This is a genomic window from Litchfieldia alkalitelluris (assembly GCF_002153425.1).
Lineage (GTDB): Bacteria > Bacillota > Bacilli > Bacillales > Salisediminibacteriaceae > Evansella > Evansella alkalicola.
On sequence record NZ_KZ119600.1, the window covers coordinates 1,333,347 to 1,347,979 of the forward strand.

14 protein-coding genes are annotated in these 14,633 nt (G+C 36.8%); 10 read left to right on the forward strand and 4 right to left on the reverse strand.

Annotated elements, in window-relative coordinates; translation table 11 throughout:
• The first annotated feature begins 389 nt into the window (after positions 1-389).
• The 3 genes from BW724_RS06225 to BW724_RS06235 all read left to right on the forward strand — a co-directional run bounded on the left by BW724_RS06225 (position 390) and on the right by BW724_RS06235 (position 1,936).
• A complete protein-coding gene (locus BW724_RS06225; RefSeq protein WP_088074405.1) occupies positions 390-1,121 on the forward strand; it encodes a hypothetical protein in 732 nt (243 codons plus the stop codon).
• 75 nt (positions 1,122-1,196) lie between these two features.
• On the forward strand, positions 1,197-1,535 hold the full coding sequence (locus BW724_RS06230; protein ID WP_088074406.1) for a hypothetical protein: 339 nt from the start codon (positions 1,197-1,199) through the stop codon (positions 1,533-1,535).
• A gap of 98 nt (positions 1,536-1,633) precedes the next feature.
• Positions 1,634-1,936, forward strand: a complete 303-nt coding sequence (locus tag BW724_RS06235) for a hypothetical protein (RefSeq protein ID WP_088074407.1) — start codon at positions 1,634-1,636, stop codon at positions 1,934-1,936.
• A gap of 359 nt (positions 1,937-2,295) precedes the next feature.
• Here the strand turns inward: BW724_RS06235 and BW724_RS06240 are convergent, their stop codons facing one another.
• Entirely contained in the window at positions 2,296-3,969 is a 1,674-nt protein-coding gene (locus tag BW724_RS06240) for a transposase (RefSeq protein WP_088074408.1), read from the reverse strand.
• Between the two features lie 233 nt (positions 3,970-4,202).
• A complete protein-coding gene (locus tag BW724_RS06245; protein ID WP_088074409.1) occupies positions 4,203-5,675 on the reverse strand; it encodes an MDR family MFS transporter in 1,473 nt (490 codons plus the stop codon).
• A gap of 163 nt (positions 5,676-5,838) precedes the next feature.
• On the opposite strand from BW724_RS06245, the gene BW724_RS06250 reads away from it, so the two are divergent.
• From BW724_RS06250 to BW724_RS06270, 6 genes are all read left to right on the forward strand, one after another.
• Positions 5,839-6,465, forward strand: coding sequence for a TetR/AcrR family transcriptional regulator (locus tag BW724_RS06250; protein WP_176371317.1), 627 nt, complete (start codon positions 5,839-5,841; stop codon positions 6,463-6,465).
• Between the two features lie 80 nt (positions 6,466-6,545).
• Positions 6,546-6,875 (forward strand): hypothetical protein, encoded by a 330-nt coding sequence (locus tag BW724_RS23175; RefSeq protein WP_140354917.1) that lies wholly within the window; start codon positions 6,546-6,548, stop codon positions 6,873-6,875.
• 161 nt (positions 6,876-7,036) lie between these two features.
• Positions 7,037-8,482: a UDP-N-acetylmuramoyl-L-alanyl-D-glutamate--2,6-diaminopimelate ligase gene (locus BW724_RS06255; protein WP_088074411.1), complete on the forward strand. Its 1,446-nt coding sequence runs from the start codon at positions 7,037-7,039 to the stop codon at positions 8,480-8,482.
• Positions 8,483-8,635: 153 nt separating this feature from the next.
• On the forward strand, positions 8,636-9,061 hold the full coding sequence (locus tag BW724_RS06260; RefSeq protein ID WP_176371318.1) for a MarR family winged helix-turn-helix transcriptional regulator: 426 nt from the start codon (positions 8,636-8,638) through the stop codon (positions 9,059-9,061).
• Positions 9,062-9,186: 125 nt separating this feature from the next.
• Positions 9,187-10,419, forward strand: coding sequence for an MFS transporter (locus BW724_RS06265; protein WP_088074413.1), 1,233 nt, complete (start codon positions 9,187-9,189; stop codon positions 10,417-10,419).
• 43 nt (positions 10,420-10,462) lie between these two features.
• Positions 10,463-11,428, forward strand: coding sequence for an alpha/beta hydrolase (locus tag BW724_RS06270; RefSeq protein WP_235848912.1), 966 nt, complete (start codon positions 10,463-10,465; stop codon positions 11,426-11,428).
• A gap of 228 nt (positions 11,429-11,656) precedes the next feature.
• Here the strand turns inward: BW724_RS06270 and BW724_RS06275 are convergent, their stop codons facing one another.
• Positions 11,657-12,154, reverse strand: a complete 498-nt coding sequence (locus BW724_RS06275; RefSeq protein WP_088074415.1) for an RDD family protein — start codon at positions 12,152-12,154, stop codon at positions 11,657-11,659.
• 328 nt (positions 12,155-12,482) lie between these two features.
• Entirely contained in the window at positions 12,483-13,868 is a 1,386-nt protein-coding gene (locus tag BW724_RS06280; RefSeq protein WP_088074416.1) for a GTPase family protein, read from the reverse strand.
• Between the two features lie 360 nt (positions 13,869-14,228).
• On the opposite strand from BW724_RS06280, the gene BW724_RS23180 reads away from it, so the two are divergent.
• Positions 14,229-14,624 carry a hypothetical protein gene (locus BW724_RS23180; protein ID WP_140354918.1) on the forward strand — a complete coding sequence of 132 codons (396 nt, stop codon included), beginning with the start codon at positions 14,229-14,231 and terminating at the stop codon, positions 14,622-14,624.
• Positions 14,625-14,633: the final 9 nt, after the last annotated feature.

The following is a 14,633-nucleotide window of genomic DNA, read 5'->3' on the forward strand; positions in this document are numbered from 1 at the left end:
GCATCAACCAGTTAGTGCTATTTATACTTATAACCCCTCCAAAAACTGAAGAAGAGTAGTTAAGTGGTGGGAAGTTCAAGGCTAGTCAGAACCGTCCCTATTTGATGTAAAGAGTTCCCAAAGCTCTCAGAATTTGATGAATTACTTTTCTAATCAAAACAACACCAAAATCGAAATCAAGAATTATTGAAGCTCCCGCAAGTGAGAACGATCCGGGACAAGTGAAACAACTGCTTGAGCCCCAGTGCTGCACAGCTCTATGTATCGGCTGTAAGGAGCCATTTTTAGTAACGTTCGAAAAAAAGACACAAAGTCATTGTTTTTCGGGAGGAAACAACCCTGATAATTGTCGAATTCCCATGAGAATAAATCATGAGAGGTTGGTGCTTATGGGAATGAAGAGAGAAGATGAAAGAGTAGTAGATTTCACCCAAAGGGAAAAGAATGACAAAGTCTTTCGCCACGAATATGCTGTTTCGAAAGAGGTTCAGAAAGTAATGATTAATGAAGTAACAAACAAATTTAGGAATTATGTTTTTGGAGAATTTTATTCTACATTTGTTCCGGTCCTAGAGGAATACTTGGATGGTCATGAGATAAGGGAGGAAAAACATCGCTCTATGCTTTTAAACCTTTTTTGGTGTCGTCTATTGTATGAGTCAAGCTTAAAAGACCCGATAAGTATTGTAGAGGAGTTTATTGATGAAAACTATTTTCTGATGAAAAAGAAGCCCATATTACTGCCCTGGTTAAGGGAATGGGAAAAAGCGGTTCCTAAATTTTATTTTGTAGGTCATATTTTTCACAATGGCTATTTTATGGTAGTAGATATTTTAACGAGAGAGTCAATAGAAGTATTGATGTTAGACCCGGAAGCTACCCCACCTAGAAAAGGGGAAATTGTTTTTGGAACGTTGATTCCCTTAGGTAATGGAGAATACTTTCCAATTGTTGATTTTTATCATTTTGATTATGAAGCAAGAGAAGCAATGGCTTCTTGTATGCTGCATCACTTCGATCGCCACTTAAAACATGAAACCATGCACGAAGCATTTATCCACGTTCTTTCCATCATGCTACAGATAGAAAGAAAAATCTTCTTAGGCAATCACCAAAAATAAATCTTCAAGTAAAACCATTTCATTAGCAAAGGTCCCATAAAATTAGAAATGACAATAAGCGAGAGGAAGGTAACTTTGGAAATTAAGAAAGCAATAGAAGTTGTCACACTTTTAGCAGATGGTATTGATCCGCACACTGGAGAAGTTTTTCCTCATGTTAGTCCATTCCAAGATCCTGATACTGTAAGAGCGTTATTTTTAGCGATAAAAGGGTTAGAGCAATTGGAGAAGAATGAAAAACGGCGGAAACAGTTGCCGGATAATGCAGGAAAAGGGTGGGAGGAACAAGAGGAATATTTACTGGCAAATGGATTTGATAGCGGCAAAACTATCAATGAACTTGCTGAAATACACCAAAGAACCAATGGTGCAATAAGGTCTAGGTTAGTTAAATTAAGAAAAATAGAAGAATAATGGAAGTTGAGGTATAATACCAAAAAGTGCCACTTAAAAAGCAGAGAGAATATTTCTGGTTATTTTAATTTTAAGTAATTGGGAAGAGGTGTTTTTAATTGAAAATATTTATTATTAACGATGACGGTAGAGTATCCGAAGCTTTCCAAACAGATAAAAATACGTTTACTTTTAGTACGGAAGATACGACATTTCAACTTTCTCTTTCAGAAATCAAAAAAGGATTTGAATATAAATCCCTTACAGATAAACAAAAAAAGAGGATGACAGAGGCAATATTCTCTAATGAAGAAGTTATCGATCAATTAAGAGAAGCAAGAAAAAACAGAGATAAGGAATTTTCTTATTATAGTGGGGATGAAACAGAATTTAACAAGTTAGTTGATGAAGTCAATAATTAATAGTTATTATTGGACGGATATGAACAATAGGTACTTTAAATAAGGGAAGTTTTTCCCTTTAATCTGTAGAAGATAGCTTCGTTTTGCATAAATAAGAGGAATTTTTCCCTATAAGGACACACAGAACTCAAATTATCATGGCTATCAAATAAATAACGGGAATTTTTCCATCTATTTTCACGATTTTCTGTGCCATTTCTTAAATAAGGGTAATTTCGAGACTGTCGATTTATTGTAGTTTATTTCACTTCTATCCCTTATTTCACAAACTTCTTGGCTTTTATTGAGTTTTTTCACAAAGTTTCACTATTTTAATGCTTTCTGCCCTTTTTAAGGCCTTCGATATTGTCCTAATTTACCTAATTTGGGCAGACGGGGGCCTTTATCCGATTTTCGCATTTTTTATAACGGTAAAAAGGCTTTATAGGTTCAGCTAATTTCTTCACTATTATTTTCAAGTTGATAACCATTGCCGTCAATTTAGATGTTATCCTTAATGATTCTCTCCCTCTTGTTCTTGGTTTCCTGAGTCCATGATGGTTGGCTGCTTCATTATTCGTTCTTTCCACATCGTACCGATCCCTTAATGCATCTTTTCCAACTTCAGTTAAATTATAGGATTTTCCTTGTTCCATTATTTCATAGTAATCACTGATAAAAACGGTACGACCTTTTTCATTGGTTGTACATTGTTCAAATAGTGGACAAACTTGACAAGTTTTCGCTTCGAATTTGAATTGATTCCCTTGATTTACGTTATTTCGCACTTTCTTAGAAGTCGAATACCCTTGAGGACAGATGACCTCATCCAAATTGGCATCATAAACAAACCAATCGCTTTCTAATAACCCCGTTGGATTTTTATATTTTTGTATAGGAGCTGTCATTAAAATTTTCATTCCTTGTATTTTCTGACGATTTTCACCTGTGCCATAGGCCGTATCACCTATGAGCTGTTTCGGTGCAATTCCGTAACTACCTATCATTTCTTTCACCATTGGACCAAGACGCTCTCCGTCCCACTCATTGCCTGGAATGGGTTCAATATTCAAGACTAATCCGTTCTCCCTCGACTCTAAGACTTGGATTTTATCTCCGGTAAACTTCAAGGATTTCGATTTATATCCACTCCGAATTTCTGGATCATAGGCACTTCGAATTCGATCTTTTGGTTTTTCTTTTTTTGATAATTCTTGGTACTGGGGTTGTCCCTGTTCGGCCCCTTCGTGCTTATCCTGATCAATTGATTTAGTGTTTTCCTGTAAAATTTGATAGAGAATGGCTTGAAGTTCCAAACAACGAAGTTGTTGTTTTGATTTCTTCCATGTCCAGAATATAGGTTTTACTTTTTCATTTTCTAGCCAATGTAACAGGCTATAGGCTTCCACCACCAGGCGACTAAATAATACCAATCGTCGCTTTTCAGGTATTTGATCCGAGAGTGGCTTCATAAAGCTTTTGAGTGCACAATCCTTTTGAAGATAGGTATACAGCTTTGGATATGTACGTTCGATGTGATGAATAATTTGAAGGATTCCTTGTTGGATTAAGCGATACGACCCTACTTTGGCAATGTTAGCATACGTATGAAAGGAATCAATAAGCCAACGATCATCTTCTTTCCCCCACAGCCCTTTGTCTAAAGCTTGGGAAAGAATGTGGTGGTGACACGCATCAAATAGGGCAGAACCCATGCGATCTCGATCGAGCCCTAAGGTACTATGGTCGAAACCGTTAAAAGCAACGGGCACTCCCAAAAAACGTTTTATATGTAGATGATAAAGAATGGCCACTTCCATTTCACGATCAGAGTAATTGTGATAGCGTTGAGCAAAATGAATCTTTAATTTAAGAGAAGGAGCATAAGGACGTTGTCCTTTAGAGGAATACAAGGATGCACAGAGTTCATCTGCAAAGGAAAAGTCAATCACTTGTTCTACTCGGCTCCAGAAAGGATGGGAAGGGACTGAAGAGAAAACTTCATAATCTGCGAAAGACAACTGACCAAATGTTTTATATTGAATATGAGCCATCACGATCACTCCATATATAAGATTTGTCTTAATTTTACCTTAGATATGGAGGAAAGTGATGAGTTAATGAAAAAAGTATGTGAAATAGGAGATTATTATGAGTTAATCGACAGTCTCATTTCTCCCCTTAGTATAACAGCCCATGTTGCTGATTGATTTAGTAGAATAAGCGAATTAACAAGAATCGGACTTCCACAATGTTGGAAGTCCGATTTGCATAAAAAGATTTGAAATTAGCTAACTTTACTATTACTTTGTGTACTTCTTTTTACAAACAGAGCTAGAACTACTGCAACTAAAGCAAAGTAAAAGCCGGTCGAGAAACTTTGTTGGGACCCAAAGGTTAGGGCATCAGCAAGTTGCTCAGCAGTTGGATTAACGATACTATTGTCATTAAGGTAGCTTTGCTGGCCTCTTTCCATGACAGAAATAAACAAAGCTGCACCAATTGCACCAGAGACTTGCATTAACGTATTAAAAATAGCTGTACCGTGCGGATATAGATGTGGTGGCAGTTGATTCAATCCATTCGTATTCGCAGGCATCATGATCATCGCCACTGAAATCATGAGGATGACTAATTGAATCGTGACCATCCAAGTAGGAACTCCTGGAACAGTAAAACGGTACGTAAAAACGATGGAAGCAAGAATGATCGTTCCTGGAATCAATAAAGGACGAGGACCAAATTTATCAAATAAGCGTCCCATCACAGGAGACATTGCACCATTTAGTAAACCGCCTGGAAGCATAATCAAACCTGCTGTTATCGCACTAAATAAAAGTGCTCCTTGCATATAAATCGGCATGACTAGCATCATGGCAAACATCGTCATCATGACGAGCATGACAAGTAAGAGTCCAATTAAAAACATAGGGTAACGGAACACTCGAATATCTAATAGAGGTGTTTCAAGCTTTAATTGGCGCCAACTGAATAAGCCGAGGGAAATAAATCCAACAAGTAAGAAGATAAAGACAGAAGGATCAGCGAAGCTTGCTTCTCCTTTTCCCGCAGCACTAAATCCGTAAACAATCCCCCCGAAACCTAGTGATGAGAATAGAAAAGATACAACATCAAGCTTAGGTTTAGAAGTTTCTGAGACATTCTTCAAGACTTTCATTCCAAAGAAGAGAGAAGCAAGAGAAATCGGTAAAATAAAATAAAAAAGCCAACGCCACGTTAAACTTTCAACTATTAAACCAGACACCGTTGGACCAATAGCTGGAGCAAACATGATGACAAGACCAACCATACCCATAGCGGCACCACGACGTTCTATCGGAATAACGGCTAATATAATGTTAACCAATAAGGGGATCATGATTGCTGTTCCGACAGCTTGTGTTAAACGCCCCACTAATAGAACGGCAAATACGGGGCTAAGGCCAGAAATGATGGTACCTAATGTAAATAAAGACATGGCCGTGATGAACAACTGACGAGTTGTAAAACGTTGCATAAAATAAGCAGATATTGGAATTAACGTACCAATAACTAGCATATATCCAGTGACAAGCCATTGAACGATGCTTGATGCTACACCAAAATCAGCCATAATGGCGTTTAGGGCAACGTTCAATATTGTTTCACTTAATATGGCGACAAACGCACCTGAGAGTAAAACCGCTAATATTGGAATGGGGTTCAAATCAGGTGAACTCGTTTCCTTAGCAGCACTTTGTTCTTGAGCTATAACAGCCATAAGTTTTTCCTCCAATCATACCTTTCATTCGAAACGACAACATTTCGCTAAAACATCATATCACCATCAATTACGAAACGCAATAGTTCCGTATTTGTGAAAAAATGAGTACGATGATAAAATAAAGGCGTCAAGGCTACTCCTAAAGGTGGTGTCAAAAACTTTGGATAATCGAAAAGAACCACAAGAAGAAACCAAGCGAGGTAGACCACTTGATTTGACACGTAATCAAGTCATTTTAACTGCGACTCTAGATTTGTTGGCGGAAAATGGATATGATGCATTAACAATAGATGCTGTCGCTGCAAAGGCCAAAGTAGGAAAAGCGACCATTTATCGACGTTGGCCTTCCAAAGTGGAATTAGTTATCGACTCGATTTCATCAGTAAGTCCGTTTGGAAAGCTAGAAGAAGACTTAAATAGAGATCAAGGGTTAAGGGATCAAATACTAGAGATGTACACGCTTATTTATAAGTGTGAAAATACTAAATTTCAACACGCATTAACTGCGATTTATTCCGTCGCTCCTTCGAATAAAAAACTCGAGAAAGAGTTACAAAAGAGTTTTTGCAAGAATAATAAAAAGACCTTAAAATGGATTATCAAACCATTTATGAAAAATACTGAGGAACTCTTGGAATCTGAGTGGAATCTTATAGCGGATATTGTCCCTGCTTTAATCACGTACCGTCATCTAATGGCAGGAATACCCTTTGATCGTGATTATCTAGAACAAATCGTCGATCGATTGATCATGCCTATAGTGCAACCAGCACTCATAGATGATTAATGGAGAAATACCGTTTTAAATCAATATTCCCCTAATTTGGTGGCTAACCTACCACAGAATCTAGGCCGTATTTTCCTATAATGCGGCCTAGAAATGCCGTCATCGCAGAATTCAGTCCGCATTTCCAAATAATGCGGCCTAGAGACCACCGTAACTCACAATTCAGTCCGCATTTTCCTATAATGCGGCCTAGATTTGGCAGTATCAAAGAATTCAGTCCGCATTTTTCAATAATGCGGCCTAGGTTTGGCAGTATCGTAGAATTCAGTCCGCATTTCTCAATAATGCGGCCTAGGTTTGGCAGTATCGCAGAATACAGTCCGCATTTCTCAATAATGCGGCCTAGAAATGCCGTCATCGCAGAATTCAGTCCGCATTTTGAAATAACAACAAGGGGAGTTTTTCACTAGCGGCCATAAGTGCTTGCCCTTTTTTTGTAAAACTTAATATCATTAACCTAACTTCTCCTTATATCGGAATGATCTTATTATATCTTGTCAATAATATCGAGAGAGTTATTATTCCATTTTTTTTATACAATATATCCGATCATACGAGGAGTTATTTTTTGATGAAGCTAATAGATGTTATTAGAGGCTTAGCGATTAACAATGACGTTGGTAATAATGATAACAATGTTGATGTAAAAGGAATTACAGATAATTCCCTCCATGTAAAAGAAGGGGATTTGTTTGTAGCTATTAAAGGCCATAAAGTAAATGGGCATGATTATATTGACCAAGTCATTGAAGCTGGTGCTGCAGCCATAGTAGGAGAAGAAGAACATACTGAATTACCGATTCCCTATTTACAAGTAAATAATAGCAGGAAAGCCCTTGGTACGCTTGCAAAAAATTATTATATGGACCCTTCCGCTTTTAAAGTAATGATCGGGATTACTGGAACGAATGGAAAAACAACAACGAGTTATATTTTAAAGCATATTTTAGAAGAGAATGGCTTATCTTGTACATTAATTGGTACGATTAATAATATCGTCAATGGAGAAGTGGTTAGTACAACGAACACTACACCTAGCAGCTTGGTCATCAATGAATTGATTTTTAGAAGTAATGATCCTGTAGTAATTATGGAGGTATCTTCCCATGGGATTGACCAGTATCGCGTGGAAGGTATTTCGTTTGATTACTGCTTATTTACTAATTTCACGAGAGATCATCTTGATTATCATTTGACGATAGAGAATTATTTTCAGGCAAAAAGGAAGCTGTTTGATCAATTAAAGCCGAATGGCCTGGCAGTAATCAATACTGATGATGAGTGGGCAAAAAAGTTAAATCAAGATTTAATCTCCAAGGGGAAAAGAACATTTACAGTAGGTCAGTCAAAAAATAACGATATCTCTTTTAATAACGCTATTTCTTCAAATAAAAAATCGATCAATATTACTGAAAAAGAGGAATCCTATACCGTTGATTTTGCGATGCCAGGACTACATAATTTTTATAATATGTTATCAGCATGTGCCACTTCATTACAGATAATAAATAGTACGGAAGCCATTATCGATTCAATAAAAACCTTCTCAGGAGTGAAGGGGAGATTTGAAATCATTCGTAACGATAATGGATCTACATTTGTTGTTGATTATGCTCATACGTCCGATGGATTATTAAATATACTAAATACAGTAAATGAATTTAATCCAAAAGGGATCATTCATATTTTTGGCATGAGGGGAAATAGAGATGTTGCAAAATACAAAGATATGCTGAAAATAAGCGCCTCTATGAGTACTCTCTATATCTTAACGATGGACGATTTAAATTTAGTGTCATATCAGTCCATGTTAAGGGAATTAGAAGTATTAAATGAGCAGTTTGGAAATCAAAAAGGAATCATCATTCCTGATCGAACGTTAGCAATCAAGTATGCAATAGAGAATAGTGCAAAGGATGATTGGATCATTATTACAGGGAAAGGGCATGAAAAGTATCAACAATCGTATTTTGTCCCTACTCAATCAGATATGGAAACAATTGAACATTTTATTTAAACACATATAGGGTGCCTGACCCTTAGTACGGTAACACTTTACTGTACTAGGGGTCAGGCACCTTTTTGTGCATTGACAAGTGAATAAAAATATGGCTTTATTAGATTAGATGTCTAATTAGATATCTAATTAATGTTTTTTAAGGAGAAAAATATGAAAAAGAGATTCCATAAGTTGATAGTTGGAACATCTAATTCCCATTATAAAAAAAGCACAAGCCAATTTAGCGCACTTGGTTTATCACCGGGGCAACCTAAAATATTGGAGACTCTTATACAATTAGAGGGTTGTATGCAAAAGGAATTAGCCGAGGCATGTGAAGTAGAACCGGCTACAATCACAAGTATATTACCAGGTATGGAAAAAAAGGATTTAATTAAGCGAGAAACAATAGTGAATGGACCAGGAAAAAGGGCATTGAGCGTGCGTTTAACGGAGAAGGGAAAAGCAATGGAACGGGAAGTAGCAAGAGTTTTTCAAGAAGTAGAAGAATTAAGCTTCAAAGGATTTACAGACGTGGAGAAGGAAACTTTCTTATCGTTGCTGGAGAGAGTTCACACAAATATGAAGGAAACGTGAGAATTGCCAGGTATAGAAATGGCCGTGCCAAGGATAGTGAGCAAATGTATCCTTTCACTTAATAGAGAAGAGAGAGCAAAAAGGTTTCCAGTAATCGGATTTCTTTAGCACCAAAGGAGAAGACAATGGGGGAAAAAAGTATCATAGCAGAAGATCAGGGAGAAGAAAGTGTTAAGTCACTATGGAACACACCCTTTATCTTCTTAGTCCTGATCAGTTTCATAACAGCAATGAGCTTCAATATGATTTATGTCATTATTTCAAAGTATGCGATGGGGGTTACTTCTTCCTTAACTATTGCAGGTTTTGTAGCAGGGGTTTTTTCAATTGCCGCTCTGATTATCCGTCCCTTTGCTGGAATGACGGTGGATATGGTTAATAAGAAGACGTTATGTATTATTGCCAATGTTGTCATTGGCGTTTCTGTTTTAGGCTATGCCATATTTCAAAATATCCCCATGTTATTTTTTTTCAGGATCGTGCATGGGTTTGCCTTTGGTGTCAGCAGCACCGTCAACATTGCCCTTGTGGCAAAATACATACCCAGAAATCGAATTGGGGAAGGCCTAGGTTATTTTGGCCTCGGTCAGGTTGTGGCACAAGTCATCAGTCCACCTATGGGTGTATATATTGTAGATGCATATGGATTTCAATTGCTATTTATAGTCATTGCATTATTGTCATTCATTGGAGCGGCATTGCTCACGTTGCTTCGTTATCCAAAGAGCGAGAAAACGGAGCCTAAAGGAAAAACGAAGGTGACGATACATTCACTTTTTGCCAAAGAGGTAATGGTATTTGCCGCTATAGGGGGCATGTTTTCATTTGGCAACGGGATTGTCAGTTCATTCCTTCTTTTGTTAGGGCAGGAAAGGAGTATAGCTAATATCAGCTTGTTTTTCTCCGTAGGTGCCCTCGTTCTGTTCATACTGAGATTGTTTGTTGGACGAATTGTGGACAGAAAAGGATTGACTTTAGTAGTGAATGTTTCCCTTGTCGTTACAGCAGTATCCATGTTTCTTATAGGAGTAGCTCCAGTTCTGAGCTTATTGCTTGTGGCAGCTGTGCTGAAGTCTATAGGTCAGGGTGCCGGGCAAATATCGTTGCAAACTGCATGTATAAAAAGGGTGGATCCGAGTAGAGTAGGGGTGGCTACAAGTACTTTTTACATTGGTGCAGACATTGGGCAAGGCGTGGGCCCCATGATTGGTGGTGCTATTTCCGCCAGCTTTGGCTATACGGCGCTATTTGTTGTATGCGCAGCACTTATGTTAATTTCAATGATTTTCTTTAATCTACATCAAAGGAAAGAAAATACTATTAATAAAAAATCAGCATCAATTTTTAACAATGCCTAATATAAACAGATTATTTTCTTACATTATGAGGAGGAGAATTCAAATGGGAAATGAAAATGTGAAAAACACAGAGTCGCCAGCAAAGCATAAGGAGTTTATAGCTGTTCCGGACGAATACAGAATGGAGAGTGACAAACAAGGAATGATTGAAAGCTTACACTATCCCGTCCCGCATTTAGAAAATGGTAATACGAAGCATTTGAATGTGTATCTGCCATTTGGCTATGACGATACTGATACGAATAGAAAGTATAATGTATTATATTTGTTGCATGGCGGTGGTGAGGATGAAAACCTCTTATTTGGCGGTCCAGGGGAAAACAGAGAATTAAAGAATATCATTGATAATATGATAGCAAATGGTGATATTGACCCTTTGATTGTTGTTACGCCTACCTTCTATGGTGTAAAAAATAAGTTGAAGAATGATCCTGTACTCTCCCATGTTGAAAACGTTGACCACCCACTTCCAATAGTGGAAACTGAGTTTTTCCATGACGAATTGATCAATGACTTAATTCCTTTTGTGGAAACTAAATATCATACGTATGCCGGAGCGGCAACTATAGAGGATTTGAAGGCAACTCGTGGGCATAGAGCCTTTGGAGGGTTTTCTATGGGGTCAGTTACAACTTGGTACACATACATAAACTGCCTTGATTATTTCAAATACTTTATGCCTTTAAGTGGTGATTGTTGGGCTTTAGCTCAGAAGGCAGAAGGAAGCAAGGCAAAGGAAACTGCGGAATACCTAGCAAAGGTTGCAAAAGATGCTGGCTATACGCCAAAGGATTTCTACTTGCTTTGTGCTACAGGAAAACAGGATATTGCTTACCCTAATATGAAGCCACAGATGGATGCGATGAAAGAATTAACGGATAGTTTCATCTATTGTTCGGATACAAAGGAAGGAAATTTTTATTTCATTGAATGCGATGGTGCTGTACACACTTGGCATTGGGTGAACCAGTTTATATACGATATATTGCCTGATTTATTTAGAAGCTAGAATATTAGATATAAAGGCTCCTTCTTCTTACACATGGTCTAACAAGGGTGGGTGTCCTAGTTATGAAAGCCTAGAAAAATAGGGCGAGGGATCTCTTTGTAATCCCGTTTTGAGGGAGAATACTAAAAAATACAGGAAAACGAGACCTTATCACATAGTGGATTGTCTCGTTTTTTAACATATTAAAATATAATCGAACCATTTGTCTGACTAAATGTTTAAAAGTACTTAAGGCAACTCTACTTTTGTGCCTGCTATCAGATCTCCCAAATGCCGTTTATCTTTTCTGAATACCCCCATAAACATTAATATTAATCCAAGTAGGATACCGCTGTTCATGATGACAATAGCAGTAATGGAAAAATTACTATACATCCCATGAATAACCCCAATATGTCCTAACTGCCAAGGTAAGAACTTGATGATGTTTCTAGTTAAACTTGAACTGAATCTACGCCTTTTGTATATCAGCTTTAGCCCAGAGACCCTCTTTCCGACAGATCCATTTTTGAAGTAATCTAAATATGAATATAAGAGGATAATTGGAATTACAGATGTAAATGTGGCTATCAGTTGTGTTTGCATTTCTGTATATTCTGGGATTCCTTCTAAAATAAAGAAATAAATTCCAAGGTTGACAATCAACAATAGGAGTAAATAAGCAAGTATGACCAGATAATCAATGAGCAATTCCTTTAATCTTATTCCAAATGGTATAGTATTCATGGGACACCTCGCATAGTTTTTAGCTGACATAAACACTCATATGGATACCTTTTTAACTCTTGTATCATGCAAAAGATTCAAGGAATAAGATCAAAATAGTAGCCGCCCAGATAGTCGAAGTGATTTTCTACAATAAAATTTCTATTATACCCTCTTTAATATTAACATAATTATCCAATCTGTTATCTATCACATTAGAATTGTTTTAATGATAAAACTCTGGTTCATAATAATAATCACATGTAATTTCGATGAGAAATCACATGTGATTTGCTTGTTTATAGCACGGAAATAAACAAGTTACACCGTATTCGCTACTATCACTCTATTATAATTTGTTGTCGTCTTTATTTTTTTTAGCTTCCTTATTATCTTTTTTATTAAATTTGAAAAGTTTCCATTTAACTTCTTTATCTTCTTTACCTACTTCATTTTTTTCAGTGTCCAAGTCCTTATCTTTCATTTCCTTCTTTATTTCTTTTTTAATATCTTTCACTTTCACTTTTTTGTTATAGAAGAAGTATGCTTCCGCAGACTTACCAATGGAATAGGTCGCAGCACCAGCAATACTTCCAGATATGACAAGACCACCAACTGGAATCAGCTTTGATAGTTGACGGGCACCTTCCCTTATCCCAATTGCAGCACCAACATTTACACCAGCGGCAGCTAAATACTCATGGGCTGTTTCCTTCGAAATCTCTCTTCCAGACAAACCGCCAATGATCGTTATTAGTAAAAGCTGCAAAGGGGTCAGAATAGCAATATCTGCTATTGGAATCGGAGTACTGCCAATCCCACTAGCTATACCAGTAAATCTCTTGATTAGGGATGAAGAGACTTTCCTTAGTTGTTCCTTTCTTTTTAGCGCTTGGAAAAAATCGAATTTTGCCTCTTCACTAAGGTTATTTCCAATAAGGTCGGATAAACTTTCAATGTTCCACAAGTCATCCTCAAGTGAACAAACTGGAATAATACCAACATAATTACTGTCATTAAAAGTAAATCCGCGATAATGGAAATTATTATTTAATGGAGTTCGTTCTACATTTAACACATCTTTCGTCATATAATTAATCACATCTAATAATAGACCAGCCTTCTTCGCATTTTCTTCAGGTGGCCATTCTCTTGGATTTCCTATTGTATCTGCCTTATTCAATACAAGTATTGTAGGTATACTTACTGAATGCTCTTTCTTAACTTCAGCCATAATTTCATTGTACACATCAAAGTCATTGGAGAGGTTTCTCGTTGAAGGGGTACTAACGACATGCATAATGACATCTGGGGAATACTTAAGGATACTATTTTTTAAAACAGACACGGCATCCTCTTTTGAGGAGTCTGTTGGCTTTGTCGTTTCAAAAATCCCCCTAGTATCAATGATTTGCCATGTGGAAAATGATTCTTCAAAGGTGACAAGATAAGGAATCGTTTCTGGAGTTTCTGGCTTCACATCATTAACAGTTGCAACATGTTTTCCTGCTAATGCATTTATAATAGAAGACTTTCCATGTCCACTTCTCCCCATGACCAACAGGACCGGTGGCCTGGCATCTTCTACTAACTTTCTTATCTCTTCTATTGCAGGTCCCATAACTGCTTTCTTTAAAAAATTCTTTGTTTCTTCATTAAGCCCCTTCGCAAAAAGGTCAAATATCTCATCAATTGATTCTAACAGATCCTTTGCCTTTTCTTTGTCAATTGCCATTGCTCACAACTCCTTTTCAATCTAATTGTCACCATATTTTTTGGGAAATAATCAGTCGATGATCTCTTATAACTAATACATTATTTCGACAAGTGAACAGAAAACCCTTCACTATTTCACATATAGCTCATGGCGGTCAAGTGCCGTAGACTTTAGTAGGGGGAGGGGAGACTTCTTTTCGCCTACCAAACCAAATAAATTAGGATATTACTTATTACTCATAAAAAAAAGACGCTAAACTAAATTTTGAAATGTAGTTTAGGCATCTTAGTAATTTTCTATTTTAATAAGGGAATCTTTATTATTAGCTTAAACCTTTGTATTACAAGTAGGGTGACTAACAATGGAAGATGAATAGTCATGATACCAGCAAAAATTCGTAACCATGGATTCGCTGTTATTTGTTCGAATGGTATCACTTGTGTTAGGGGGAGAAGTAATATAATTTCAAAAAACACTAACAAAATAAACCCAATGATTGCAAAAATAAACCCATGGAGTATTTTAAATTTGAAAATAACCACCACTAATAACGCGAACAGTGTTAAGTTAATGATTGGTTTGACTGAATTCATCATAAACATACTTAAGGTAAAAGTTACGCCACCATACAGTAGTGAAAATATAATCATAGATTTTAAGTTCTTTTTGATTGAAACCCCTAGAAGAGCAAAAGAAACTGCGAGCATTAAAAATGCTTCTGGAAACGAAAGTAAAAAGAAACTAAACCACTCCATAATAACTCCTTCTGAATGATACTTTATT

Excerpts from the sequence above, each read along its gene's own strand:
- BW724_RS06225 (WP_088074405.1), top strand. The coding sequence starts at position 390 with ATGGGAATGAAGAGAGAAGATGAAAGAGTAGTAGATTTCACCCAAAGG.
- BW724_RS06240 (WP_088074408.1), bottom strand. The coding sequence starts at position 3,969 with ATGGCTCATATTCAATATAAAACATTTGGTCAGTTGTCTTTCGCAGAT.
- BW724_RS06245 (WP_088074409.1), bottom strand. The coding sequence starts at position 5,675 with ATGGCTGTTATAGCTCAAGAACAAAGTGCTGCTAAGGAAACGAGTTCA.
- BW724_RS23175 (WP_140354917.1), top strand. The coding sequence starts at position 6,546 with ATGCGGCCTAGAAATGCCGTCATCGCAGAATTCAGTCCGCATTTCCAA.
- BW724_RS06255 (WP_088074411.1), top strand. The coding sequence starts at position 7,037 with ATGAAGCTAATAGATGTTATTAGAGGCTTAGCGATTAACAATGACGTT.
- BW724_RS06260 (WP_176371318.1), top strand. The coding sequence starts at position 8,636 with ATGAAAAAGAGATTCCATAAGTTGATAGTTGGAACATCTAATTCCCAT.
- BW724_RS06265 (WP_088074413.1), top strand. The coding sequence starts at position 9,187 with ATGGGGGAAAAAAGTATCATAGCAGAAGATCAGGGAGAAGAAAGTGTT.
- BW724_RS06270 (WP_235848912.1), top strand. The coding sequence starts at position 10,463 with ATGGGAAATGAAAATGTGAAAAACACAGAGTCGCCAGCAAAGCATAAG.
- BW724_RS06275 (WP_088074415.1), bottom strand. The coding sequence starts at position 12,154 with ATGAATACTATACCATTTGGAATAAGATTAAAGGAATTGCTCATTGAT.
- BW724_RS06280 (WP_088074416.1), bottom strand. The coding sequence starts at position 13,868 with ATGGCAATTGACAAAGAAAAGGCAAAGGATCTGTTAGAATCAATTGAT.
- BW724_RS23180 (WP_140354918.1), top strand. The coding sequence starts at position 14,229 with ATGATACCAGCAAAAATTCGTAACCATGGATTCGCTGTTATTTGTTCG.